Raw genomic sequence first — 25973 nt, forward strand, 5'->3', positions numbered from 1 at the left:
TTTTTTAACGCAGCTTAAAACAGGTCGGAATGAAATCGTAAAACTCGAGCGCAAAAATAAGATAAACCCGAGCTAAGAAATTTCGGCGATAAAACCTAAACCCTTGGCGCGTTTTCATAAGCTTAAGCAAACGTTTACATCTGATATTGTTACTGTAAAATAGCGCGTCTTTCGATCTTGATTGACTTACTTTTAGAGGCGTTATTTATGATTAGTTTAGAAAAAACCTTTGAATTGCAAAAACGCGGTTCAACGGTGCGGCAGGAAATTATCGCAGGGTTAACCACCTTTTTGGCCATGGTGTATTCCGTCATTGTTGTACCGAATATGTTGAGTACCGCCGGCTTTCCGGCGGAATCGGTGTTTATCGCCACCTGTTTGGTGGCCGGTTTGGGCTCGATTTTAATCGGTTTATGGGCGAATGCGCCGATGGCCATCGGTTGCGCGATTTCTTTAACCGCATTCACCGCTTTTAGTTTAGTTATCGGACAGGGCGTATCCATTCCGGTGGCGCTCGGTGCAGTGTTCTTGATGGGGGTTGTGTTCACCTTAATTTCGGCTACAGGCATTCGAGCTTGGATTTTGCGTAATTTGCCGTCCAGCATCGCGCAAGGCGCGGGTATCGGTATCGGATTATTTTTATTGTTAATTGCGGCCAACGGCGTGAGTTTAGTCGTGAGTAACCAAGCCGGTTTACCGGTGAAGCTCGGCGATTTCACCTCATTTCCGGTGATGATGTCGTTAATCGGCTTGGCATCCATTGTCGGTCTTGAAAAAATGCAAGTGAAAGGCGGAATTTTATGGGTCATCATCGCCATTACAATCGTGGGAATCATTTTCGATCCAAACGTAAAATTTAGCGGCGAAGTGTTTAAAACGCCGACTTTCGGCGAAAATTCCTTATTTTTGCAACTTGATTTACAAGGCGCATTGCAACCGGCCATTTTGCCCGTGGTGTTCGCGCTTGTGATGACCGCCGTATTTGATGTGACCGGCACCATTCGCGCGGTAGCCGGCCAAGCTAACTTGCTTGATAAAGACGGGCAAATCATCAACGGCGGTAAAGCTCTGACTTCTGATTCCGTGAGTAGCTTATTCTCCGGCTTATTCGGCACCGCACCGGCGGCGGTATATATAGAGTCCGCTGCGGGCACCGCATCGGGCGGCAAAACCGGTATTACGGCGATTGTGGTCGGCGTGTTGTTCTTATTAATGTTATTCTTCCAGCCGTTAGCTTTCTTAGTGCCGGGCTACGCGACCGCTCCGGCGTTAATGTATGTAGGGCTATTAATGTTAAGCAATGTTAGCAAGTTAGACTTCGATGATTTTGTCGGCGCCATGAGCGGCTTGATTTGCGCGGTATTTATTGTGCTTACTGCAAACATCGTAACCGGTATTATGCTCGGTTTTGCCGCCTTAGTGATTGGGCGCATTGTGAGCGGCGATATCAAACGTTTGAACCTCGGCACCGTTTTAATTAGCATCGCGTTAGTCGCGTTTTATGCCGGCGGTTGGGCGATTTAATTCATAAGAAAAAAGCGAAGTTATCCTTCGCCTGACAAAGCGGTAAAAAAATGACCGCCCTTAGATTTGAAGGGCGGTCATTCTTTTTTAGCCGTTCAAGGATTTATGTAAATTCTATCATTAAATGGTGCTAAAACGACCTAAAACTTTATTTTCTACATTGCTATTTAATACTAAACGAGTTAAAAATTTATCTTTAAGCTAAAATTACAGCGATATTTGAGACTGAATTATCATGCCTGTCAGAAAAATTCCCAAAAATTACCGCAATATCACCGGAATGGCCGCCCATTCTAAGTCTGTAGGCTGCGCAGCTTATGAATCTTCTTTGGAACGGGATTTCCTTAGTTTATTGGAGTTTTGTCCCGATGTAATCCGCTTCGAGGTACAACCGGTTTCTATCGAATGGTTTGATGATTCCGGCAAAAAGCATATGTACACACCTGATGTTTTGGTGCACTACAAACCTAGTCGGCAACCTGTGACGATAATTCTCTATGAAGTCAAATACCGAAGCGATTTGAGGAAAAACTGGTCAGTATTGCAGCCAAAATTTAAGGCAGCAAGAGCATTTTGCCGACAAAAGGGCTGGATGTTCAAACTGGTCACTGAAGTTGAAATTCATACAGTCTATCTTCAAAACGTACGATTTCTGCTGCCCTATATGCGGAATGCCGTTGTGCATGAATATTACGAGCCATATATGATACTACTTGACCAAAAATTAAAAGAGCTTAAAACAGCTACTCCGAGAGAGCTAGTTGCAGCTATTTTTCAAGATGAGTGGAATCAGGCAAAGATTTTACCAGTGTTATGGTATCGAGTGGCCGTAGGAGAAATCGGTGCAGATTTGAACCTACCGCTGACGATGAATTCTACATTATGGAGAAAGCGATGAATACCGGAAAGGCTGTGTTAGATATTCGACCAGGGGCAATGGTCGAATTTAACGGGATCTGCTGTGTAATTACAAACGTTGTGGATTTGGACGCGGTTTTGCTGACTGAGGTAGAAAGCCGTAAAACTTATCAAGTTAAAGTGGCGGAGTTGTCCTCCATAACGAATGAACCTTCTTCCGCACAAGATTTAAATACCATTGATGCACAAGAATGGTCCATAGCAACAAAACGTTTTGAGATTATCAAGCCTTTACTAGACAATAAAAAACGGACGAAGAAAGCCGTTGAAGAAAGAGCTGTACAGTTTGGTGTTCATGCCAATACCATTTACCGATGGCTTCGAAAATACCACGAAACAGGTTTGCTGACGGGTTTATTCAAACAACACCGAAAAGACAAGGGCCGTTACCGTATTGACGACAATGTCGAAAAGATCGTCCAATCAGTTATTGAAAAAGAATATCTGACCAAACAAAAAAAGCCAGTTCAACAAATAATTAACGAGATCAAACGGCAATGCTTGGATGCAGGATTTGCATATCCTCATAACAATACTATCCGTGCCCGTATCAGCAAGCTGGATCCTCAATTTAAGATAGCGAAAAGACAGGGAAAAAAAGCTGCTGAGGAGCAATTTAAACCGTCTGAGGGCAGTTTTCCCAATGCGGACTTTCCGTTAGCAGTCGTTCAAATAGACCATACCAAACTAGATATTATTTTGGTTGATGATGTTTACCGTAAACCAATTGGTCGTCCGTGGATCACAATGGCAGTTGATGTGTTTAGCCGAATGATTCCCGGATTCTATATTTCCTTTGATCCACCTAGTGCATTATCGGCAGGATTGTGTCTGGCTCATTCCGTACTGACAAAAGAAACATGGCTTGCCCAGCATGAAGTGGAAGGCTTGTGGCCGTGTTGGGGATTACCGCGAAAAATCCATTTGGACAATGCAAGAGAATTTCACGGTAAAGTATTGGAAAAAGCCTGTAAACAATACGGCATCGACATTGAATGGCGTCCGATGGCACGGCCACATTTCGGTGGCCATATAGAGCGACTGCTGGGTACGGTTTTACAGGAAATTCACACTTTGCCCGGTACGACTTTTTCCAATGTTGTCGAACGTAGTAATTATGATTCCGAAGACAGTGCAGTATTTACACTGTCGGAATTTGAAAAATGGCTGACAATTTTCATTACTGGTGTGTATCACCAGAGAATGCATTCAGCATTGGGTATGTCGCCGCTGGCCAAATATAGAGAAGGCATATTCGGTACTGACTCTCTTCCGGGAACAGGTATGCCGCCTAAAGTCCTAGATGAAACCAAATTCCGATTGGATTTCATGCCTTTTGAGATGAGAACTGTCCAGCAATATGGCGTATCCATCCATAAAATTCATTATTGGCATGATGCACTTCGCACTTGGATTGGTGCAACAGAACCGGGAAACCCGAAAAGAGCCCGTCAGTTTGTGTTTCGATTTGATCCCCGTGATCTCAGCGTAATCTAGTTTTTTGACCCTGAATTGAACAGCTATTTTTCTATCCCTTATCGGGACAGTTCCCATCCAGTTATGAGTATTTGGGAATTAAGGGAAATCAACCGCCAACTCAAACAGGAACACAAATCCAACATTGACGAAAGAATGATTTTTTCAGCTTATGGCAAGATGCGCGAGATGGAAGAACAAGCTCAAGGCAAAACCAAAGCGGTACGCAGAGCGATGCAACGACGTAAAAACGAAAGTATTGCTATAAGCAAACCAGTTTCCAAAGATAATAATGGTATCAACAATACCGTCACTGCTTTTCCGCAAACGGATTTGCTGGAGACTGAAATATCTTTTGAAAATGTACAGCCGTTTGACGACTTGGATAATTTGTCATGAAATATCCTCATTTGCACAAAAAAACCGCCACATATTTGGATGCTGACACAGAGGAACGCATCTGGCACATCCGTTCGCCGCATTGGATAGGTTATCCCCAAGCTGAGCACATTTTGAACAAACTGGAAGATCTTTTGGTTTATCCCAAAATCCACCGTATGCCGAATCTTCTGATTGTCGGAGATACCAATAACGGTAAAACCATGCTGGCTCACCGTTTTTTGAGAAAACATCCTGCTGACCAAAATTTGGATGGTGACAGTGTATTAGTTCCTGTACTGCTGGTTCAGGCTCCACCTGTTCCGGATGAAGGAAGATTTTACAATACCATTTTAGATGCAATCTTTGCACCATATAAATCGCATGACAGAATAGATAAGAAGCAGACTCAAGTCATACACTTACTCAAACGTATGCAAACTAGAATGCTGATTATTGACGAAATCCATCATATCTTGGCTGGTAGCATGAACCGGCAAAGGGCTTTTCTGAATGTCATCAAATATCTAGGAAACGATTTACAAATACCGATTGTCGGTATAGGCACTAAGGATGCTTTCCGTGCGTTGCAAACTGATCCGCAGTTATCCAACCGATTCGAACCGGCTGTTCTGCCTAGATGGAACTTAGATAGAAATTTTCTTCGGTTGTTGGTTAGCTTTGAAAGAATGATCCCCCTGAAAAGACCGTCTGAACTGCAAACGAGAGAACTTGCCGTCAGATTGTACAATATGAGCGAAGGATATATTGGAGAGCTATCTCGGGTACTGACAGAAGCTGCCGCAACTGCTGTACAAAATGAAACGGAACAAATAAATCATGAAGTGCTTGATTCAATCGGCTGGGTAACACCTACTGAGCGGAAGCGGCAAATAGACAAACTGGCTTAGATATGTCTGACTTACATCTTTGGCCAGCACATCCCCATCCGTATCATAATGAATTACTGTCTTCATGGCTGGTTCGAACGGTACATGCGAACGGACTAAAAGTTCAGACATTTTGCAACTTAGTCTTTGGGAACAATTATGAGATATGGAATCGGGACATTGACAGATATATTCCAGAGTGGATAGTTACAAAGCTAAGTGAAAAAAGCGGAATAAGTGCGGAGAAAATCGATAGAACTTCACTACGGCGTTTTCAGGGCATTTTGTTTGATAAAGTACGTCCATCAGGACATCTGACGTGGGTAAACAGTTTGCAGATATACCATCGGAAACGCGTAGGATACGGTTTATTGTTCTGTCCATTGTGCTTGGCAGAAGACTATGAACCTTATTTTAGGGTGTCATGGCGTGTTGCCTGCTATACCTTTTGCCCAAAGCACAAAGTGATACTTCACGACAGATGTTCACATTGTGGTGCGGGTGTTGCATTCCATCGGCAAGAGATGGGAAATATGCAAGAAACAGCGTTTCGGCCCCTCAAATTCTGCTGGCAGTGTAAAACCGACTTGGCTTGTACAGAAACACAACCCGTTACAGCTTGGAGTGGTAATACACTTGAACAATGGCGAAGACTGTTAGTTTGGTTGGAACACTACCCGGTAGAAAGTTCACAAAACAGTTATAGAGACAGTTTGAAAATATTGCACCACTTTGTCACGCTATTAACTTCACAACGACTGGCACCGAAATTATATTCCTATTTATGCCTAAAAACCGGTTCACAACCACAAAAAATTGACAAAAGCAAGCGTACAGCATGGGAAAGCAGAGAACTGATCGAACGCCACCATACTTTGGATTTATGTTGGTGGCTGATCGATAATTATCCGGACAATCTCTTTCAGGCATGGAAAGATGGTGTTTTGCGCTATAACCATATGCTGAAAGATTTTGATGATTGTCCAGACGAGTTCAAAAAGCTGATTGATGTTCTAAACCGAAATATAAGAAAAGAGCTTTATCGTAAGACTATGTTTTGAAAATTATTGAATTCATTATAGTCAATTAAAAACAAAATAGTACAACACTCAACTTTGAAGGTCTAACCATGGCATACTCTGCGGACTTAAGAAACAAAGCTTTAAACTATTACGAACAATGCAAAAACATCAGCCAAACCGCAGCAACGTTTAACTTGTCAAGAAACACACTTTACCTGTGGATTCGCCTTAAAAAACAAACAGGCAGCCCAAAACATCAAGTGACCGGTCTAAATGCCGTCAAATTGGATAGGCAAAAACTGGCTCAATATGTTGGGTAACACCCGGATGCCTATCTGCATGAAATCGCCAAACATTTTGATTGTACGGCAGCTACCGTTTGCTATGCACTCAAACAGATGGGGATGACGCGCAAAAAAAAGACCACCACTTACAAAGAACAAGACCCGGCCAAAGTAACGCATTATTTGACACAACTGGCCGAATTTTCCGACTACCAACGTGTTTATTTGGATGAAACAGGATTTGACCGCTACCTGTTCCGTCCCTATGCCCGCAGCCTGAGAGGGCAAATAGTGAAAGCGCAGATAAGTGGAAAAAGATACCGACGCTTATCTCTGGTGTCCGCACAAGTCGGCAACCGGCTGATTGCTCCGATGGTTTATCAAAATACGATGACCGGAGTCTTTTTTGAAGCGTGGTTTCAGCAATGCCTACTGCCCGCATTGACTCAAAAATCGGTGATTATTTTAGATAATGCACGATTTCACCGTATGGGTGTCTTACGGGAAATGGCGGAAAAATTGGGACATAAGGTATTGCCTCTTGCACCTTATTCACCTGAGCTCAACCCGATTGAGAAGGTGTGGGCGAATATTAAGCGGTATCTGCGAACCGTATTGTCTGATTACGCCCGATTTGACGATGCACTACTGTCCTATTTTGATTTTAATTGACTATAATGAAACATAGAATACAAACATATAGTGGATTAACTTTAAACCAGTACGGTGTTGCCTCGCCTTGCCGTACTATCTGTACTGTCTGCGGCTTCGTCGCCTTGTCCTGATTTAAATTTAATCCACTATACAATACGTTCCATATACCTATCAGGCTGCGCCTGCCTTCGCGGTTTTGAATTTTTTCTTTTGGATTTTATTTTGAAAAAAGAAAGTTCTGGCGATGGCAGAAAAATGGGTCGGAAATGGATAGATGTTTGAAATTATGTGTGTAAATCCGTTTGATAAGATTAAAACAAACATTTTCCCGTCCAGAAACTTGTTTAGGATAGACAAAACATGGTTATGCCGTCCAAACTGATAACGCTCTAAATGATGCTGTTCAATAAAATATTGGTACGGATGGTAAAAAAAACGGGAATAGCACGGCGTTTCGGCATGCCTATTCCCAAATTAGCCATCTGTGGATTTGCACCGCAGCGCGAGGCTGGAACTTACGAAGCGAGCTTCCACAAAAATCGGTAAGTAAAATACTCTACGGCTGACTGAAATACTTTACTTTATGATGTGATGTAATATGGTGTTATTCATACATCCGCTTTATTATTTTCAAATTTATTTTCTCCATATGGCGCTGATGAGCGGTTCAAAATTATTGTGTGCAACAATAATCTGCTGCGGACTAATCTCATGCGAATAATTATGCAGCGTACTATGCAATATATCCAAACTGCCCGTATCGGTTCCCCGTTTAGGGCATTCAAGCTTTAATGTGGCTAATTGTTTTTGATTGATAAGCCCGCGATCCTTATGATGGATATCCTGTGCGACACCCAAGATTTTTACCCTCAATTTTGAACTCTCTGAAACCGGTTCCGTAGTGCTTCCATCGTTAAATACTATGGTGCCATTGTGTAAAATATAGTAGTCGCAACTTAACTCTATCAGCGAGCGCAGTAGGGCGGCCGTTGAGTAAGGTGTTTCTTGAACATTTAGTTTATTCTTTAATTCTAAATAGATATTACGTATTTTCCCCAGATTTCTCGGAATATTGAGGGCATAATTAATCAAATGTTTTGTGTTCGTTGAATTTGGGACAGGTTTGCTATTGCCTGTCGGTGGCACTGTTCCATGGTCTGTGATAGGGGTTGAGATACTCTTTTCTGCGCCATCGGTATCAGCATTTGCACTTGGATCGTTATGACCTGCATCATTGGGTGGATTGGGTACGGTGCTGCCGGATGGGTTGGAGGTTGCAGAAGCCTTTGGGTTGGGAGAATAGCGATGTTTAATATCTGACCTATATTGGTCTGCAATGGGCTGTATTTCGTCAATCACGGTCAGGAAAAGCATACTGTCTTCCCTCATACCGTTTTTAGCCGTATTCCAAGGAAGTTTGTTGGGCTTTTCAGATATGAAATGCACAAGACATATGAAGCCATTATATTCAGAGTGCCACTTCGTTTTCCATCCGTGATTATGGGACGTGCTCGCTTTCACAATCACCCGGTCATTGCAGATGAAATAAATACCAAAATCATTCGTTAAGGTTTTATTTACCGAGAGCGAATACTTCTCTTCATTTTTAAGATAATATTTTTCGTGTATTCCGGACTGAATAATGACTTTAACGCCATCGATATTCTTTTCCTGATAAGTCGGAGAGACAGGCCCACTTCTTCTGATTCCGGGCAAACTCGAAGTAATTAAGCCCATGGATTCTCCATTATAATCTATTGTTATTTCAAATCCTTTCGAAAAATAAAGAGAATATCTGTCTTTAAAGCCGGCAAGAGCGTTTTCCAACCATCTCCTATTGCTGATTTCACCTTGTATTTCACTATATATCCGAGTGACTGTAAATCTGGTTTTAATATCGCCTCTGGATGCTTCTTCTTTCGCAGGAATTTTATTTTCCGAACCGTTAAAACTGTGTTTGGAAAAATCAAATTCATAACATTGTCGACCATTGTCAATAAAAAAATGGTATTGTTCTCCCATTTTCAATAGTGACCGTTTCAAACCAATACCGTATTGGCCGATACCGTATTGATGTTGGGATTGCCTTGCTATATAGAAAGCATCATTGGCCAATGTTTCTTTTTGCATGCCAAAACAGTTATCTTCTATACAGATAGATTCCGGTGAGATATCTATGTGCACTTTATACCCTTCATATGATTTCGGCAGGCCCATCACATCTTTTTCATAGTTTCCATTTTGGATAATGCTGTTTCTTGCCGCATCGATAGAATTGTCAACCAAATCATAGAGTGCGTCTAATGTGGAAATATCTTTGGTTAAAATATCCTGCAGGAAATTGGGTTCAAGACCTGTACTGATTTCAATCATATTGCTGTTTTTCATGGCGATTATTTCTTATTCAGTTTTTGATGGATGACACTTAAAATCTGTTTCGACACAATGGGGGAAACACTATTCCCAATCATTCTGAAACTATGCCATTTTGTCGGATGGAATGTAAACCAATCCGGGAATCCTTGTAGCCGTGCTGCTTCTCTGACCGTAATAACGCGGCCTTCTTCCGGATGAAGTGGCCGGACGGATTGGAAACTTCCTTTATCCGATCCGGTCCCCGCCCTTAATGTCGGGCATAAGCCGTCCCACGATAGTTTTTTAGAACGGCTGACGGGATCTGTTTCCCCGGGATTGATCTTTTTATAGCGTTCGGCAACCATCGGAGAATGGACGGTGGAAAACAATCCCGATACCTCTCCTGCCGCATGTTTTTTTATTGCATCTGACAACCCTAATCCTTTTGGAGCGGGGTTTCTCATTTGCCGCGCATATTCAGACAGTTCGGAAGCTTCAGGGTAGGCAGAAAACCCCCAATCATAACCCGAATCAGAATGGGGAATAGGTGCCGGAAGGTCTTTAATGGCATCGGCAACATTGACTTTAGGTAAAGTAAATCTGAAATGGCTTTCAGATAAGGAATCAAAGTGTGCTTTATCGTAGCCCACAATAATCACCCGCCTGCGTTTTGTAGGAGCGCCGCAGTCAGAAGCATCGACAATGAGGGGACCAATTAATGTGTACTTTTTATTTACGATGGAAAGTGCGTTATTCAGTTGTGGTAAATTGCGTTTGTCGATCAGACCCTCGACATTCTCCATTACGAAAAATTTCGGGTCTAGTATATTGACGTGCCTGAAAAAATCTTCCAGCAGTTTTCTTCTCGGATCATTAACATCACCAATCCCCATTCTCGAATATCCTTGGCAAGGCGGTCCCCCTATCACACCGTCGATTTTTTGCCGCCCTAAAATATGGCGCCAGCCATTTTCGTCCAACAAGGATAAATCTTTATTCAGTACTTTTGTATGAGGAAAATTATTTTTATAGGCGGATTGGAGAGTGGGATCTATATCGATAGCCGCAATGGTGTGAAATCCCGCAAGTTCGGCTCCTAAACCGAAGCCGCCGCATCCGCAAAATAAATCTACTAAAACAGGTTTTGTATTCATCGTTTCGACCATTTGTATTTCTTACACGGCATTCTACGTTGAAAAAAACAATTTGTCGACCGTATGGAAGTAATCATTTCAAAACAATAGATTAGGTATTAAGAGCAAAAAATGTGTAACCAATTGTTGCATTTGTTGGCGGCGGGTTTTACTTGCCTATACGGGTGTTTCAGACTTGGCCAACAGAAAAATCTAGGCTGTAATAAAGACGCTTCTTGTCGGAAAACACTATCGGGCTTTGGACATTATAGTCAATTAAAAACAAAATAGTACAATATTCAACTTTGAAGGTCTAACCATGGCATACTCTGCGGACTTAAGAAACAAAGCTTTAAACTATTACGAACAATGCAAAAACATCAGCCAAACCGCAGCAACGTTTAACTTGTCAAGAAACACACTTTACCTGTGGATTCGCCTTAAAAAACAAACAGGCAGCCCAAAACATCAAGTGACCGGTCTAAATGCCGTCAAATTGGATAGGCAAAAACTGGCTCAATATGTTGGGTAACACCCGGATGCCTATCTGCATGAAATCGCCAAACATTTTGATTGTACGGCAGCTACCGTTTGCTATGCACTCAAACAGATGGGGATGACGCGCAAAAAAAAGACCACCACTTACAAAGAACAAGACCCGGCCAAAGTAACGCATTATTTGACACAACTGGCCGAATTTTCCGACTACCAACGTGTTTATTTGGATGAAACAGGATTTGACCGCTACCTGTTCCGTCCCTATGCCCGCAGCCTGAGAGGGCAAATAGTGAAAGCGCAGATAAGTGGAAAAAGATACCGACGCTTATCTCTGGTGTCCGCACAAGTCGGCAACCGGCTGATTGCTCCGATGGTTTATCAAAATACGATGACCGGAGTCTTTTTTGAAGCGTGGTTTCAGCAATGCCTACTGCCCGCATTGACTCAAAAATCGGTGATTATTTTAGATAATGCACGATTTCACCGTATGGGTGTCTTACGGGAAATGGCGGAAAAATTGGGACATAAGGTATTGCCTCTTGCACCTTATTCACCTGAGCTCAACCCGATTGAGAAGGTGTGGGCGAATATTAAGCGGTATCTGCGAACCGTTTTGTCTGATTACGCCCAATTTGGCGATGCGCTACTGTCCTATTTTGATTTTAATTGACTATAAATGCAATGTATCCGCCCGCCAAATTCTGGCAACAGTGATTTAAGTGCTAACAGGTTATCGCAGTGGATCAAAATATTGTCGCTGCGGTTGTCTGGTGAACCGGCAGCCGCGTGAAAATCATATTGCTTGTTGAGAAAATGAAACGGCACATCCAGATGATGCAGTTTGACTTGAGCTTTTCCTTGCCAAGTTAATTCGGGTATTTTGTACCTCCCGTATCAATCAGCACAATGAGTTGAATTCTTTAGATAATTATTTGATGTGAAGTATAATCGCGTGCGTGCGTGGCATAAGTTGCATCCTAAAAATTAAGAAATTATTAATGTATCTAAATGACAGATGTACTAATAGATTTGGATTGTACCAACAGAAACACAAGTCAGGTGGAAGTTGCCAAGCAGGCTTTGTAAATAGATGAAGCATATTCTTCGATACTCGGCCAGCTATGCTTCATTGGCCTGATATGAAATCTCCCGTGTGGAGGAATATTTTTCCAAATTCCTTTTGACCGAGCAAGCAAATGCAGGATTTTTTTTATTTCTTCAGCCTTCATTGAACTTGCTCCATATATCATAGCAGCAGTTAAGGATTCTGATTCTCTTTGTTCAAACTCCACCAACCAAAATAGCATATTATCTATATTGAGTTCGGCAATTAAAACTCTTCTTGGAGTTTTGACTAGGTTGGTTGTTGTTGCAGAAGTATCTAAATAAGACCATTGACTGCTACGATTAGAAGTTAACGGCATATATAGGGTCGGCCATACTTTTGCCGTAACACCTTTATCTTGATAGTTCTCTGATAAATATCGGACAGCGGCCATCATATTTTCAAAGGTAGCAGGCAGAGCTTCGGAACGACTGTGAGAACGTAGCTTTTGAGCGATGCCTGTTTCTTTTCCAACATTAATAGAGATTGAAATAGGAGCAGTTTTGGACTGTCCTGATGTACCGTCGCCGGTTCCCAATGCTGTGGTCGATTCCGATGGCGGCAAAAACAGTAAGTCTGTTTTTCTATAATTACAAAACTCTTTTTCAGGCTTGATGAGTTCTTTATTCCAAAGATCTCCAAAACGTTCTTTTACATAGTCAATAACCATTCTTTTCATATTCTGCACAGGCTCTTCTATGCTATGCAGTTTTTTTGAAGTACCAGATTTTAATCTCTGGTTCCTTAGATAAGGACGTTTATTTGATTCCGGTAGATCAGTTTCTGGAGATGCTTGCCTGCCATCATTGTCTCTAATAACCACTAAATTAGAAAAAGGAAAGGGAGCAGTACAATGCAATAATTCTAAGATTAAGGTACGAACTTTTCCACCGCTCGTAAAACTTAGGCAGCGTGCAGCCCAATCTGTTTTTCCTTGAAACGGGAAATTAGTTTCCGGCATCGGCTGATGATACTTCCCCACTGATTGTTTGACTAACGAACGATGAATTTGGAAAAATCCCTGCTGTGCATTTTTGTCCCTTAAAATCCTACCCAAAACCCATCCCTCATTATCGTAAAGCCATTGTCGTAAATGGATTATGAGAATCTTGGTTTTTGAATCAAAACCGCATCGCTCACCGATGATTTGATCGAAATTAGTTTCATATGACCCCAAAAAAGCAATCTTGGCCAAATTGGTTGAAATGGCGTAATAAAAACGAATAACTTCAGCAACGGGAATAATGATTGAATAGGGATCTCCATCAGATTCAATAGCCAAACATCTTGCAGATAATCCATTTTTGAAACCGCCAATATCAAAGGCAGCTTTATTGATGATATAACCGGTTTGATCTTTATGCGCTGCTTCAATCAAACGTACAGAATCTTCAGCTATGTTAACGTTTGGTAGATTACTAGGCACGATAACTTGGTAATCCAATAACTTACCGTTTTTCCAAAGAGAACCGATAGTAAGTACCGGCAGTTGTCCAACACCAATAGTGCAGCATATTCGCTCTTTATTTAACCAGCCAAAATCAGCAATAGACGTTTTGTCTGTTACTGATACAGGTCTGAGATAAACGTCGATGGTCGGTTCCGTAGGTACGTTATCGTTTTTTCGTACTGCTCCGAACCAATCAATTCTCCAAACTCTTCCGTCGTTGGGAAATTCTTTAATCTGGATCACCGGCATCTTGTTATTCCATGTTAGCACCATTTAGCGATGTATAGCACCAAAGAGCGATGTTCAGTATCATTTATTGTTAGAATTCACAATTTATTTCACCAAGCCACCGCTGGCTTGTAAATCCGCATGGTAAGAAGAACGCACGAAAGGTCCGCAAGCGGCGTGTTCAAAGCCCATTTCATTCGCTTTTTCGCGAAATTCATCAAATTCTGTCGGCGGCACATAACGCGCGACGGGTAAGTGATGACGACTCGGTTGCAAATATTGTCCCAAAGTCAACATAGTGACGCCATTGGCGCGCAAGTCTTTCATCACTTGCAAAATTTCTTCGTTGGTTTCCCCCAAGCCTACCATTAAACCGGATTTAGTCGGAATGTGAGGGAACATTTGTTTAAATTCGCGTAACAGTTTTAACGACCATTCATAATCCGCGCCCGGGCGGATTTCTTTATACAGACGCGGAACATTTTCTAAATTGTGATTAAATACATCCGGCGGATTATCCTTGAGTTTTTCCAATGCTTGAGAAATACGACCGCGAAAATCTGGCACTAAAATTTCGATTTTGATCCCCGGATTTAACGCACGCACTTCTTTCACGCACTCGGCAAAATGGCCGGCACCGCGATCGGGCAAATCATCGCGGTCAACGGAAGTAATCACCACATATTTTAATTGCATATCTTGAATGGTTTCGGCAAGTTTGCGCGGTTCCTCCGGATCCGGCGGTAACGGCTTGCCGTGTGCAACATCGCAAAACGGACAACGACGGGTGCAAATGGCGCCCAAAATCATAAAGGTTGCGGTACCGTGATTAAAACATTCGTGTAAATTCGGGCAAGAGGCTTCTTCGCATACGGAATGCAAACCGTGGCGACGCATACCGTTTTTAATGCTTTCAATTTTGAGCGAACTGGCCGGTAGTTTAATTTTCATCCATTCCGGTTTTTTCAATAATTCTTGGTTCGGATCGATGTTTTTGACCGGAATGATGGAAGTTTTGGCGGCATCACGATATTTCACACCGCGTTCCATTTTAAATGGCGTTGACATGGCTCTTTCCTAAAGAAAAATGCCTGAAACAGGCATTTTTGGTGGTTAAATGTTAAAATTTTGTGAGATTATAGCCTAAAAGCTCGGCAAGGTGATTAACTAATTTCGGTGAGACCTTGTCCAACACCGCCTCGTCTCGACCAATAAAATCCGCCAACTGGCACATTTCCAAACCGGCGTAACCGCACGGATTAATATAATGAAATGGTTGGAGATCCATATTGATATTGAATGCAAGCCCGTGGAAAGAGCATCCTTTGCGAATCCGTAAACCGAGCGAACAAATCTTTTTGCCGTCGATATACACGCCCGGCGCATCGACCTTCGAATAGCCCTCAATAGCATAATCGGCCAGCGTCCGTACCACGCTTTGCTCCAATGCGGTGACCAATCGGCGCACGTTTAAATTTTGATGACGACGGATATCAATCAATACATACATCACTTGCTGACCGGGGCCGTGATAAGTAATTTGTCCACCGCGATCGGATTGTACTAGCGGAATAGCACCGCTTTGCAATAGATGTTCAGGCTTACCGGCTTGCCCTTGGGTGAATACCGGATAATGTTCCACTAACCAAACTTCATCAATGGTTTCGGCATTACGATTATCGGTAAAATCCTGCATTTTATGCCAAATTTCTTGATAATCTTGCAATCCGAGTTGGCGCACAATAAGCGGAAATTTTTGCATATTAAATAACCATCTTCACGCCTTCGACTTTGGCGAGTTCTTTGTAAAGGGTTTCCACCTGTTCGAAATTTTGCGCCACCACATCGATAGAAACGGAATTGTAAGTGCCTTTGCTGCTGCGTTTTTCTTTTGGAATATAATCACCGGGTAAATATTTTTGCACGACAGCGATTAAATCTTGTGCCAAATTTTCGCGGTTTATGCCGGCAACTTTAAATGTCATTTCGGTGGGAAATGCCATTAATTCTTTCAGTTTTTTGTAATCTTGTTCGGTTGTCGCTTGCACGATTGGTTGTTGTTCGGTTGCCATAAAATTTCCTCTGTTTTGAATGAGACAAAGGGCAGATAGTCAATCTGCCCGGTTTTATTAGTCGCTTTGTAAAATGGAGAAAGTATGCTCAATTTCCAAGGTGTTAGAATAAGCTTTTGACGGTTAGTACCAACCAGTCCCATACATTACCGAAAACACCGCCCTCTTTCACATCTTGCATCACTTGAAGATTCACCGTCGCGACATCTTTGTCATCAAGTTGATAAATCACTTTACCGACCACTTGACCTTTCGTTAACGGGGCTTCTAAATATTTTTCATTTAATTCGTAACGTGCTTTTAATTGCGTTTGTTTGCCCTTAGGCACGGTAATAAAACTATCTTGTAAAACGCCCAATTTCACGCGCCCTTCATCACCGTAATAAACAGTTTGCTCAGAAACCGCTTTATTTGCTTCAAGAGCTTTCAACGTTTCAAAATTGCTAAAGCCCCATTGTAAAAGTTTTTTACTTTCCACTTCGCGGCCTTTATAAGTCGGCACGCCCATTACGACAGAAATTAAACGCATATTGCCAGGATTAGTTGCCGATGCTACCAAATTATAACCCGCTTGGCTGGTGTGACCGGTTTTCATACCGTCCACATTCATCGTTTTATCCCACAATAAACCGTTGCGGTTCGGTTGTTTGATTTTGTTAAAGGTAAAATCTTTTTCCGCGTAGATTTTATATTCATCCGGTAAATCGCGAATAATATGCGCACCGATAATTGCCATATCACGCGCGGAAGAATATTGGTTAGGATCGTCTAAGCCGTGCGGCGTGGTGAAATGGGTATTTTGCAAACCAAACTGCTGTACGTAGCGGTTCATCGTGTCGACGAAGTTCAATGCGGTGCCAGAAACGTGTTCTGCAAGCGCCACACTGGCATCATTACCCGATACGATAATCACGCCCTTATTTAAATCTTCCACCGAAACCTGTTGATTTAAATTTAAGAACATTTTGGAAGAATCCGGGAAATTACGTCCCCACGCGCTTTCGCCGATAGTCACCATATCGGAATTATGAATTTTACCTTGTTTAATCGCTTGCCCCACCACATAACTGGTCATCATTTTGGTCAACGATGCCGGATATTGCCGTTGATCGGCGTTCACCGCTGTGAGCACCGCACCAGAATGATAATCCATCAGAATATAGCTTTGGGCATTCACTTCCGGTGGCGCAATACCGTATTGCATATCTTCCGCGGAAGCCAGAACGGAGGCGGCAATTAGGCCGGAAATAAGGGCGAATTTTTTGAATTGGGCAGATTGCTTAAACATAGCGTATCCTTTAGTTACTTCTTAGTTTTTATAGGCATAAACGATTAATGGATTTCCATTAGCCATTTTTTGTAATTGCAGTTTTAATTGCGTGATCGTTTGTTTATTTTCTACCGGACCGAAGTGAATTTCGTATTTGCCGTTATGTCGGCTCACTTCCGTGTTCACGTTCTCCAACGCCAAACGCGTAATCACATCGTTAGCGAGTTTTTGGCTTGGTAGGTTTAACATTTTTAGCTTGTACAAATCTTTTGCTTTGTCCGACTCGTTTGTTTTTTTTTCAACGTTTACAAGGCGATCGGAAGCCGCTTGAGTTTTGGCATGCTTGGCTAAGGTTTGCGTGGCGGCGCCTGAAATATTGCCGTTCGGCGCGATATGTAAAGCTTCGATTTTTACTTGCCCGGTACCGCGCGCCACTAATCCGATTTCCTGCGCCGCTGCATAAGAAAGATCAATAATGCGTCCGTGACCGAAAGGGCCGCGATCGTTAATACGCACGATAGTTTTACGGTTATTATGCAAGTTGGTCACCAATGCATAAGAATTGAGCGGTAACGTTTTATGAGCGGCGGTGTAAAGGTGGGAACTATAGGGTTCACCGCTAGATGTTCGACGACCGTGAAACTTACGATGATAATAGCTGGCCGTTCCGGTTTTTGAATAATTTTTCGATGTGCTATGACTGTGCGTAGTGTAAGTCTTGCCGTTTACCGTATAACTTGTAGGAGAGCTTACCGGTGTTGTGTGGGTTAAGTTCGCGCCTTTAATGCCGTACTGTTTATGCGGATCATTTTTGGCCTGTACCGGCAAAACGGTCAGGACGATGAAAATAAAGGATACAGTGAATTTTGCAAGCGTTTTTAATACCATAAAGTAAGTTGTCCAATAAATATATAAAATCGTACGTAAGAAACTTAAAACGCCGATTAGTTCCTATTCATAAATTTAGTACGATGGGTGTGAATTGACATTACTAAACCAAAACTTGCCATAATTGCCACATATGACGTCCCACCATAGCTAAATAACGGCAACGGTACGCCAACTACCGGCAAAATGCCGCTTACCATACCAATATTTACGAATAAATACACGAAAAAAATTAAAGTGGTCGCGCCCGCAAGAATGCGTCCGAAAGAGGTTTGTGCATTTACGGCGATCATCAATCCACGAATAATAATAAATAAATAAATCGCAATCAAAATGCCGAAGCCGACCATACCATGCTCTTCGCTCATTACCGCAAAAATAAAATCCGTATGCGGTTCCGGTAAAAATTCGAGTTGTGATTGAGTTCCTTGCATCCAGCCCTTCCCCCAAATACCGCCGGAACCTATAGCAATTTTAGATTGCAAAATATGATAGCCTGCACCAAGGGGATCTTTTTCCGGGTCAAGCAAAGTAAGCACTCGTGTTCGTTGATAATCATGCATCAAATAAAGCCACATAATCGGAATGAATCCTGCTAATCCTACCAGCGCGGCAAAAATCAGCCACCAACTCATCCCTGCCAAAAAGACCACAAATAAACCGGATGCGATTACCAAAATCGCCGTACCCAAATCGGGTTGAATCGCGACCAATAAAGTCGGCAACAAAATCATTGCAATCGCGATAAAAGTTTCGCCTAACTTCGGAGGCAACGTACGATTGCCCAAATATACCGCCACCATTAACGGCACCGCGAGTTTTACGATTTCGGAAGGTTGAAAGCGAATAATCCCCAGATCAAGCCAACGTTGCGCACCTTTACTGGTAGTACCGATCGCGTCTACCAAAATCAATAATATAAAACCGATTAAATAAAGATAGGGTGCGATACGCTGATAAAATTTCGGTGGTAATTGAGCCATCACTAACAGTACGGTAAACCCCAAAACAACCTGGATAATACGATTTCGGAACATCACTTCATTTGCTCCCGATGCGCTATATAGCACCAGCATGCCGTACCCGGTGATAGCGATTAACCCCAACAATAAGCCCAAATCTAAATGTAGTGGCTTCCATAAACGAAGCCAAAGCGGTGTTTTTTCTTCCATTATTCTGTTCGTTCGTTTTCTGCCGGCTCGGAAACGACATCGTTAGCGCTGCTCGGCACATTTGCTTCAGAAACACTTTCGTTGCGTTCTTTATGTTCGATTTCCGGCAAGCGTTTATTTAAATAGTAATCCATAATTTGACGCACCACCGGTGCTGCATTACTGGAGCCGCCACCTGCATTTTCTAAAATAATAGACACTATTATTTGAGGATTCTCATAAGGCGCATAAGCGGTAAACCACGCATGGTCGTGCAGTTCTTTTTTTAAGCCGGCGGCATTATATTTTTGGTTTTCTTTCAAACTGAACACCTGTGCCGTACCCGATTTCCCCGCCACATGATAATTGGCGCCGACAAACGCTTTACGTCCCGTACCTGCCGCGGAATTCACCACGTTAAACATACCGCGTTTTGCTGCATCCCAATACGCCTGTTTCGGTTCACTAATATCGTCATAAAGTCGCGGATCCTGATAGGGTTCCACTTTCGCCCCTTCTACCGACTTCATCAAATGCGGGGTATTCACTTTACCATTATTTACCAAAATTGCGGTGGCTTTTGCTACTTGCAACGGCGTTGCTGTCCAATACCCCTGCCCGATACCGACGGAAATGGTATCGCCTTGCACCCATTGGCGTTTATAGCGTTTTTGTTTCCATTCTTTGGAAGGCATATTAGCCGTCGCTTCTTCGCTAATTTCAATTCCCGTTGGCATCCCAAAACCAAAGCGCTTCATCCAACCGGATAAGCGGTCAATTCCTAAGTTGTAAGCGACCTGATAAAAATAAGTATCCGAAGATTCGGTGATTGCTTTATTTAAATCGGTATAGCCATGCCCCGCTTTTTTCCAATCACGAAAACGTTTTGTCGTGTTCGGCAACATCCAATAACCCGGATCGAAAATCGTCGTGCTTTGATTAATTACGCCTTCCGTTTGCGCCGCCACCGCAATAAACGGTTTCACCGTTGAGGCCGGCGGATAAACTCCTTGCGTGGCGCGGCTGTAAAGCGGTCGCGAAGGATCTTCTAATAAACGTTTATAATCCGCACCGGAAATACCGTCCACGAATAGATTATTGTCATAACTCGGTGTGGAAACCATCGCCAGTACGCTGCTATCTCTCGGATCGAGCACTACTACCGCGCCTTTTTGCCCGGCTAATAAATCGGTAATATAACGTTGCAAGGCCAAATCGATAGTTAAATGAATACTTTTACCGGGGATGGCAGGTTGTTCGCGCAGCTTACGAATCACCTTGCCGCGGTTGTTAATTTCTACTTCCTCAAAGCCCGTAGTACCGTGTAGTTGATCTTCGTAATAACGCTCGACACCGAGTTTTCCCATATCATGCGATCCCGCATAATTCGTGAATTTCTCGTCTTTTTTAAGCCTTTCCACATCTTTATCGTTGATTTTACCCACATAACCGAGAATATGTGTCATCACATCGCCGTATAAATAATTACGTTTAAAATAAGGGCGAACATCAAGGCTCGGATATTGATATTGATTTACTGCAAAACGCGCAATTTGCTCTTCCGTCAAATTCGGTTTAAGCATAATTGAAGTATAGCGTGTACCGCGGCGGCGTTCTTTTTGGAAGTTCTCAATATCATCGTCGGTCAAGCCGACGATATAACGCAATTCTTCAAAGGTTTGCACTAAATTTTCTGTTTTTTCCGGCACAATATATAAGCCAAAGAACGTCAAATTTTCCGCCAGCAATACGCCGTAGCGATCATAGATTAAACCGCGTGTCGGCGGCACCGGCAAAAGTTTAATACGGTTACCGTTGGAACGGGTTTGGTAGGTATCGAAATTAACGATTTGTAAATGATAAATATTGGTAAATAGCACGCCGGTCAACGTCAGAATACCGATAAACGCCACCAATGTACGGCGCGCAAAAAGATTCCGCTCCGCTTTTTTGTCGCGAATCGGTTCATGCGTGGGAGCAGCGAAGAATTTTTTTAAATTCATCTCAAATCGACTTATTTTTTACCATGATTTTAACGATGAAACGCAAGCACAAGCGATTGAACTGTTACTCTCGATGATAAGGATGATGAGTTGTGAGCGACCAGGCTCGATACAAACTTTCCGCAACGACCACACGCACAAGCGGATGCGGTAAAGTGAGCGGCGAAAGCGACCAACTCTGCTCCGCCGCGGCTTTGCAGTCCTGCGAAAGACCTTCCGGCCCGCCGATTAACAAACACAGGTCACGCCCGTCATTTTTCCACGCCTCCAATTGCTCGGCGAGTTGCGCTGTTGTCCAAGGCTTGCCCGGAATGTCCAAAGTTACCACTTTACCTTTGCCGCATGCCGCTAACATCGCTTTGCCTTCTTGTTCCAAAATGCGTTTAATGTCAGCATTTTTACCGCGCTTGCCGGCGGGAATTTCGATTAATTCAAACGGCATATCTTTCGGGAAACGACGTTGGTATTCTTCAAATCCGGCGGTAACCCAGGCCGGCATTTTGGTGCCTACGGCAATTAACGAGATCTTCACAAGCGTTCCCTTATTTGTTCAATGCGGTGCTATTTTCTTCGTTCAATGCGGTGCTATTTTCGTTATCCAACGCCTACGTCCTATGCCCAAAGTTTCTCCAATTGGTAAAGTTCTCGCGTCTCGCGTTGCATGATATGAACCATGGTTTGGCCTAAATCAACCACGATCCAATCAGCAGTATTTTTGCCTTCTTGACCGAATGTTTCCACGCCCGCTTTTTTGCATTCCGCAATTAAATTATCCGCCATCGCCGACACTTGGCGGCTTGACGTTCCGGTGCAAATCACCATATTTTCGGTGACGGAGGATTTGCCGCGCACATCAAAATGCACGATATCCGAGCCCTTTAAATCACCCAGTTTATTAATGACAAATTCGACTAATGACATGCTCTTTCCTTTATTTGTAAAAGCGCGAGATTCTACCATTGAATGGTGCGCAGGACTAGGGAAAAGGACAAAACGCGTATTTTTTGAGTGCACTTTTATTTTCTAGAAACAGAAACAAGCGGCTTTTCAATTTTCTTTTGGGCGCGTCGCTTTTGAAAAAAGGCGCTCAGTTTTTGACCACATTCTTCGGCCAGAACGCCCGCGCTAATTTCTACACAATGATTCATTTTGTAATCGTCAAAAAAGTGAAAACGCGAGCCAACGGCACCGGTTTTATAATCTGCAGCGCCGAACACCAAGCGTTTAATGCGGCTGTGCAAAATTGCGCCGGCGCACATAGTGCAAGGCTCAAGCGTAACATAAAGGGTGCAATTGAGCAGACGATAATTTTCGAGATTTTTCGCGCCATTGCGTAATGCCACAATCTCCGCGTGGGCGGTCGGATCATGTTCCATAATGGACAGATTCCAACCCTCGCCGAGAATATTGCCGAACTCATCCACCAGCACCGCACCCACGGGAATTTCACCCAACGCTTCCGCTTTGTCAGCCAAGGCAAGGGCGTGGCGCATGAATTTTTCGTCTAAATCTGAGCGTACTTCTATTGTTTGGGCGTTTGTTTGCACTTTCGCGTCTTAAACAGAGAAAGGATATTTAATCGGCTCGTGAGATTGGTAACCGATAACCTTGAAATCGTCCATCGTGACCCAAGTTTCGAGGTCTTCAAGAGTTTTGATGTCCGGATTAATTTCTAATTTTGGCAACGGGAACGGTTCACGTTTGAGTTGAACATCACGCATCAATTCAAGTTGATCTTCATAAATATGCGCATTGACAATTTTATGATACACCTTGCCCGCTTTTGTACCGGTAATTTGCGCCATTAAAGCTAAGAAAGTGAACGCTTGAATTTGATTGAAATTCAAGCCCAACGGCACATCGCAGGAACGTTGATAGCTGGTGAGATAAAGCGTGTCGCCCAGTAAAGAAAAGGTATGCGTGTGCATACAAGGACGCAAACAGCCCAGATCAAATTCGCCCGGATTAAAGAAGGTCAAAATTTCGCCGCGATCATCAATACCTTTGGCAAGGTTATTAACAATTTTGCGCAGTTGATCGACGGTTTCGCCATTCGGTTTGCGCCACGCGCGCCCCTGCACGCCGTACACGCGTCCCATGTCGTCAATGCCTTTACGATGTGGATTGGCCAACCATGAGGCATTTTCATTGGCGTTTGCGTCCCAAGTTTTAGTGCCGAGTTTACGAAAATCGGCGGCATTATCGTAACCACGGATATAACCTAAAAATTCCGCAATCGCCGCTTTCCAGTAGCTTTTGCGGGTGGTAATCAGCGGAAATTGGTTGTTCGCCACATCGTATTCGAGATCCGCATTAATAACCGTTAAACACCGCTTACCGGTGCGCTCGTTGGCGATCCATTGACCTTCGTCAATAATCCGCTGGCAAAGCTCAAGATATTGTTGCATAAGAATTCCTTAGGATTTGGCGGGCGCACTGTTGCTTGAATCAGTACGCATATAAGCCCATGCCATAATTAAAACGCCGCCAATAATCATTGGTAAACAAAGTGCTTGGCCGCGCGTCATAATGCCGAGGAAGGATTCCGTTTCCGGCTCGCGTACGTATTCCACGATAAAACGAAATATTCCGTAACCGATTAAGAATAAACCGGCAACCGAACCTGTCGGACGGGATTTTCTAATAAATAAATTCAAGATGGCAAATAACACCAGACCTTCTAAAAAAGCTTCATAAAGTTGTGATGGGTGACGAGGCAGTAATTGCGGATCTGTAGGAAAAATCATCGCCCAAGGTACGTCGGTTTGGCGTCCCCAAAGTTCGAGATTAATGAAGTTACCGATTCGTCCCAAACCTAAACCGAACGGAATCAGCGGTGCAACAAAATCAGTAGTTTGCCAAAAATTACGTTTTTGCGCATGAGAAGTCCAAATCATCGCGATGATCACCCCGATAAGACCGCCGTGGAAAGACATTCCGCCTTCCCAAACACGGAAGAGATAGCTCGGTTCTTGCAAGAAATGATCAATATTGTAAAAGAATACGTCACCAACGCGTCCGCCAATAAACACACCCATAAAACCGTTAAATAACAAGCTATCTACTTGCTCTACGGTCCAACCACTAGTCGGACGAGCGGCACGACGCACCGCCAACCAACGGGCGAAAATAAACCCGAGTAAATACATTAAACCGTACCAACGCAAGCCAATATTGCTATCGCCAATAGTAAAAATGGTCGGATCAAAGTGCGGAAGCACTAAATATTGATTCATAATTTTCCTTATTTCAGAAACATATCGACGGCGATGACAATAAGTAATAATGCAAAGCCTTTTTTCAAAATCGGCACCGGTAGTTTTGAAGTCGCGGTTGCACCAAGTTTAGAGGTAAAAAATGACGTGGCAGTAATGCCTAACACGGCCGGCAAATAAATGTACCCCAAGGAATACTCTGGCATAGTAGTATTGCCCCAACCACTCACAGCAAAACTCAACATCCCCGATAATCCAAGTAACATGCCGCAAAAGGCAGAAGATCCGATAGCTTTTTTCATATCGATACCGCGTGAATTTAAAAACGGCACGATAAAACCACCACCGCCGATACCGGCTGCGCTTGACGCCATGCCGATTAAAATACCGCCTACAATCGACGAGGTGGTGGTGAGCGTTTTGGACGATTGCGTAGCTTTGGATTTAATGGAAACCAGCATTTTTATCGCTAAATAAACCACTAAACAAGCAAATAATTTAGCTACAACGGCGCGATCAAGTTTGCCAATAAATAAACCACAGATAAATACTGTAACCATAATCACGGGAATGAGAATTTTCACCGCATCCCACACAATATTGCCGAGTTTATGATGGCGTTGAGCGGAAGAAAAACCGGTAATCACAATAGTGGCGAATGAGGTGCCCAATGCGGTGCTCATAAGCAAAGGTTCCGGCACGCCCATCATCGGCAATAAATAAACTAAAGTCGGCACAATCACCAAACCGCCACCGATACCGAAAAGCCCGGCAAGAAACCCGACGATACAACCTACCAGCAAACAAATAGCAATAAAAGTTAGCATAATCTACCCTCTTTTATTCAACGGGCGTTTGGAATATTTAGCATAATGCGGCTTACGCGGAAAAACCGGTTTAATATCAGATTCCGTTTGATGCTCCGTTTGTTTTTCTTTTTCGCCGAAAAATAAAAAAGTTGCGAATTCTTTCATCGCGCGGCGATACACGTCTTTCTTGAACGACACCACTTGGCGCACAGGATACCAAAAACTCACCCAACGCCAACCATCAAATTCCGGCGACTTGGTGGCTTGCATATTGATATTTTTTTCTTCGGAGACAAGCTGTAATAAGAACCAACGTTGTTTTTGCCCGATACATATCGGTTTACTGTCATAACGTAACAAACGTTTCGGTAATTTATAACGCAGCCAATGTTTTGATACGTATAAAATACGTACGTCTTTCGGCTGCAACCCCACTTCCTCGTAAAGTTCGCGATACATCGCTTGTTCCGCGCTTTCGTTATCATTAATGCCGCCTTGCGGAAACTGCCAAGAATTCTGCCCGCAACGTTTCGCCCAAAGCACCTGTCCTTTGCGATTGCAAATCACAATGCCCACATTGGGACGGTAGCCGTCAAAATCGATCACTATCGTTTTTACCTTAAATTTTGACTCAAAAATAATCCGCGAAT

22 protein-coding genes and 3 pseudogenes are annotated in these 25973 nt (G+C 43.1%); 8 read left to right on the forward strand and 17 right to left on the reverse strand.

Features of this window, described 5'->3' with window-relative positions; genetic code table 11:
• Window positions 1–207: 207 nt before the first annotated feature.
• From AB3F25_RS06880 to AB3F25_RS06910, 7 genes and pseudogenes are all read left to right on the forward strand, one after another.
• Complete coding sequence (locus AB3F25_RS06880; protein WP_373603123.1) at window positions 208–1524, forward strand: NCS2 family permease; 1317 nt, start codon at window positions 208–210, stop codon at window positions 1522–1524.
• 235 nt (window positions 1525–1759) lie between these two features.
• Window positions 1760–2422, forward strand: a complete 663-nt coding sequence (locus AB3F25_RS06885) for a TnsA endonuclease N-terminal domain-containing protein (protein WP_373603124.1) — start codon at window positions 1760–1762, stop codon at window positions 2420–2422.
• Window positions 2407–3939 (forward strand): Mu transposase C-terminal domain-containing protein, encoded by a 1533-nt coding sequence (locus tag AB3F25_RS06890; RefSeq protein WP_373603125.1) that lies wholly within the window; start codon window positions 2407–2409, stop codon window positions 3937–3939. Before AB3F25_RS06885 ends, AB3F25_RS06890 begins: the two co-directional genes overlap by 16 nt.
• Window positions 3940–4002: 63 nt before the next feature.
• The gene (locus AB3F25_RS06895; protein WP_373603126.1) at window positions 4003–4317 is read left to right on the forward strand and encodes a hypothetical protein; all 315 of its coding nucleotides are present in this window, start codon (window positions 4003–4005) and stop codon (window positions 4315–4317) included.
• Window positions 4314–5207, forward strand: coding sequence for a TniB family NTP-binding protein (locus tag AB3F25_RS06900; RefSeq protein WP_016687574.1), 894 nt, complete (start codon window positions 4314–4316; stop codon window positions 5205–5207). The genes AB3F25_RS06895 and AB3F25_RS06900 overlap by 4 nt, the downstream gene beginning before the upstream one ends.
• A 2-nt stretch (window positions 5208–5209) precedes the next feature.
• Window positions 5210–6247, forward strand: coding sequence for a TniQ family protein (locus AB3F25_RS06905; RefSeq protein ID WP_373603127.1), 1038 nt, complete (start codon window positions 5210–5212; stop codon window positions 6245–6247).
• A gap of 68 nt (window positions 6248–6315) precedes the next feature.
• Window positions 6316–7180 (forward strand): annotated as a pseudogene (locus AB3F25_RS06910) (IS630 family transposase).
• A gap of 602 nt (window positions 7181–7782) precedes the next feature.
• Here AB3F25_RS06910 and AB3F25_RS06915 read toward each other — a convergent pair.
• On the reverse strand, window positions 7783–9534 hold the full coding sequence (locus tag AB3F25_RS06915) for an ATP-binding protein (RefSeq protein ID WP_373603128.1): 1752 nt from the start codon (window positions 9532–9534) through the stop codon (window positions 7783–7785).
• A 5-nt stretch (window positions 9535–9539) separates the two neighbouring features.
• Window positions 9540–10667 carry a DNA cytosine methyltransferase gene (locus AB3F25_RS06920; protein ID WP_295697454.1) on the reverse strand — a complete coding sequence of 376 codons (1128 nt, stop codon included), beginning with the start codon at window positions 10665–10667 and terminating at the stop codon, window positions 9540–9542.
• Between the two features lie 286 nt (window positions 10668–10953).
• Between AB3F25_RS06920 and AB3F25_RS06925 the strand changes: the two are divergent.
• A pseudogene (locus AB3F25_RS06925) lies at window positions 10954–11851 on the forward strand (IS630 family transposase).
• A 336-nt stretch (window positions 11852–12187) separates the two neighbouring features.
• Here the strand turns inward: AB3F25_RS06925 and AB3F25_RS06930 are convergent.
• The 15 genes and pseudogenes from AB3F25_RS06930 to rppH form a co-directional block, all read right to left on the reverse strand.
• Window positions 12188–13960 (reverse strand): hypothetical protein, encoded by a 1773-nt coding sequence (locus AB3F25_RS06930; RefSeq protein ID WP_373603129.1) that lies wholly within the window; start codon window positions 13958–13960, stop codon window positions 12188–12190.
• Between the two features lie 60 nt (window positions 13961–14020).
• On the reverse strand, window positions 14021–14983 hold the full coding sequence (lipA, locus tag AB3F25_RS06935) for a lipoyl synthase (protein WP_373603130.1): 963 nt from the start codon (window positions 14981–14983) through the stop codon (window positions 14021–14023).
• A 52-nt stretch (window positions 14984–15035) separates the two neighbouring features.
• Window positions 15036–15677 (reverse strand): lipoyl(octanoyl) transferase LipB, encoded by a 642-nt coding sequence (lipB, locus tag AB3F25_RS06940; RefSeq protein WP_373603131.1) that lies wholly within the window; start codon window positions 15675–15677, stop codon window positions 15036–15038.
• Between the two features lies 1 nt (window position 15678).
• On the reverse strand, window positions 15679–15987 hold the full coding sequence (ybeD, locus tag AB3F25_RS06945; RefSeq protein WP_373603132.1) for a DUF493 family protein YbeD: 309 nt from the start codon (window positions 15985–15987) through the stop codon (window positions 15679–15681).
• A 103-nt stretch (window positions 15988–16090) separates the two neighbouring features.
• Window positions 16091–17275 carry a serine hydrolase gene (locus AB3F25_RS06950; protein WP_373603133.1) on the reverse strand — a complete coding sequence of 395 codons (1185 nt, stop codon included), beginning with the start codon at window positions 17273–17275 and terminating at the stop codon, window positions 16091–16093.
• Window positions 17276–17296: 21 nt separating this feature from the next.
• Entirely contained in the window at window positions 17297–18145 is an 849-nt protein-coding gene (locus tag AB3F25_RS06955; protein WP_373603134.1) for a septal ring lytic transglycosylase RlpA family protein, read from the reverse strand.
• A 56-nt stretch (window positions 18146–18201) separates the two neighbouring features.
• The gene (gene rodA, locus AB3F25_RS06960) at window positions 18202–19317 is read right to left on the reverse strand and encodes a rod shape-determining protein RodA (RefSeq protein WP_373603135.1); all 1116 of its coding nucleotides are present in this window, start codon (window positions 19315–19317) and stop codon (window positions 18202–18204) included.
• The gene (gene mrdA / locus AB3F25_RS06965) at window positions 19317–21299 is read right to left on the reverse strand and encodes a penicillin-binding protein 2 (protein ID WP_373603136.1); all 1983 of its coding nucleotides are present in this window, start codon (window positions 21297–21299) and stop codon (window positions 19317–19319) included. The genes rodA and mrdA overlap by 1 nt, the downstream gene beginning before the upstream one ends.
• Before the next feature lie 64 nt (window positions 21300–21363).
• A complete protein-coding gene (gene rlmH, locus AB3F25_RS06970; RefSeq protein ID WP_373603137.1) occupies window positions 21364–21831 on the reverse strand; it encodes a 23S rRNA (pseudouridine(1915)-N(3))-methyltransferase RlmH in 468 nt (155 codons plus the stop codon).
• Window positions 21832–21911: 80 nt separating this feature from the next.
• Window positions 21912–22220, reverse strand: a complete 309-nt coding sequence (rsfS, locus tag AB3F25_RS06975) for a ribosome silencing factor (RefSeq protein ID WP_373603138.1) — start codon at window positions 22218–22220, stop codon at window positions 21912–21914.
• Between the two features lie 95 nt (window positions 22221–22315).
• On the reverse strand, window positions 22316–22846 hold the full coding sequence (tadA, locus tag AB3F25_RS06980) for a tRNA adenosine(34) deaminase TadA (protein WP_373603139.1): 531 nt from the start codon (window positions 22844–22846) through the stop codon (window positions 22316–22318).
• 9 nt (window positions 22847–22855) lie between these two features.
• Window positions 22856–23707, reverse strand: a complete 852-nt coding sequence (locus tag AB3F25_RS06985; protein ID WP_373603140.1) for a thymidylate synthase — start codon at window positions 23705–23707, stop codon at window positions 22856–22858.
• Between the two features lie 9 nt (window positions 23708–23716).
• A complete protein-coding gene (gene lgt, locus AB3F25_RS06990) occupies window positions 23717–24535 on the reverse strand; it encodes a prolipoprotein diacylglyceryl transferase (RefSeq protein WP_373603141.1) in 819 nt (272 codons plus the stop codon).
• 8 nt (window positions 24536–24543) lie between these two features.
• Window positions 24544–25341 (reverse strand): sulfite exporter TauE/SafE family protein, encoded by a 798-nt coding sequence (locus AB3F25_RS06995; RefSeq protein WP_373603142.1) that lies wholly within the window; start codon window positions 25339–25341, stop codon window positions 24544–24546.
• Window positions 25342–25460: 119 nt separating this feature from the next.
• Window positions 25461–25929 (reverse strand): annotated as a pseudogene (gene rppH, locus AB3F25_RS07000) (RNA pyrophosphohydrolase); the annotation flags it as partial.
• Window positions 25930–25973 lie beyond the last annotated feature (44 nt).

This window comes from Aggregatibacter sp. HMT-949 (assembly GCF_041734645.1).
Lineage (GTDB): Bacteria > Pseudomonadota > Gammaproteobacteria > Enterobacterales > Pasteurellaceae > Rodentibacter.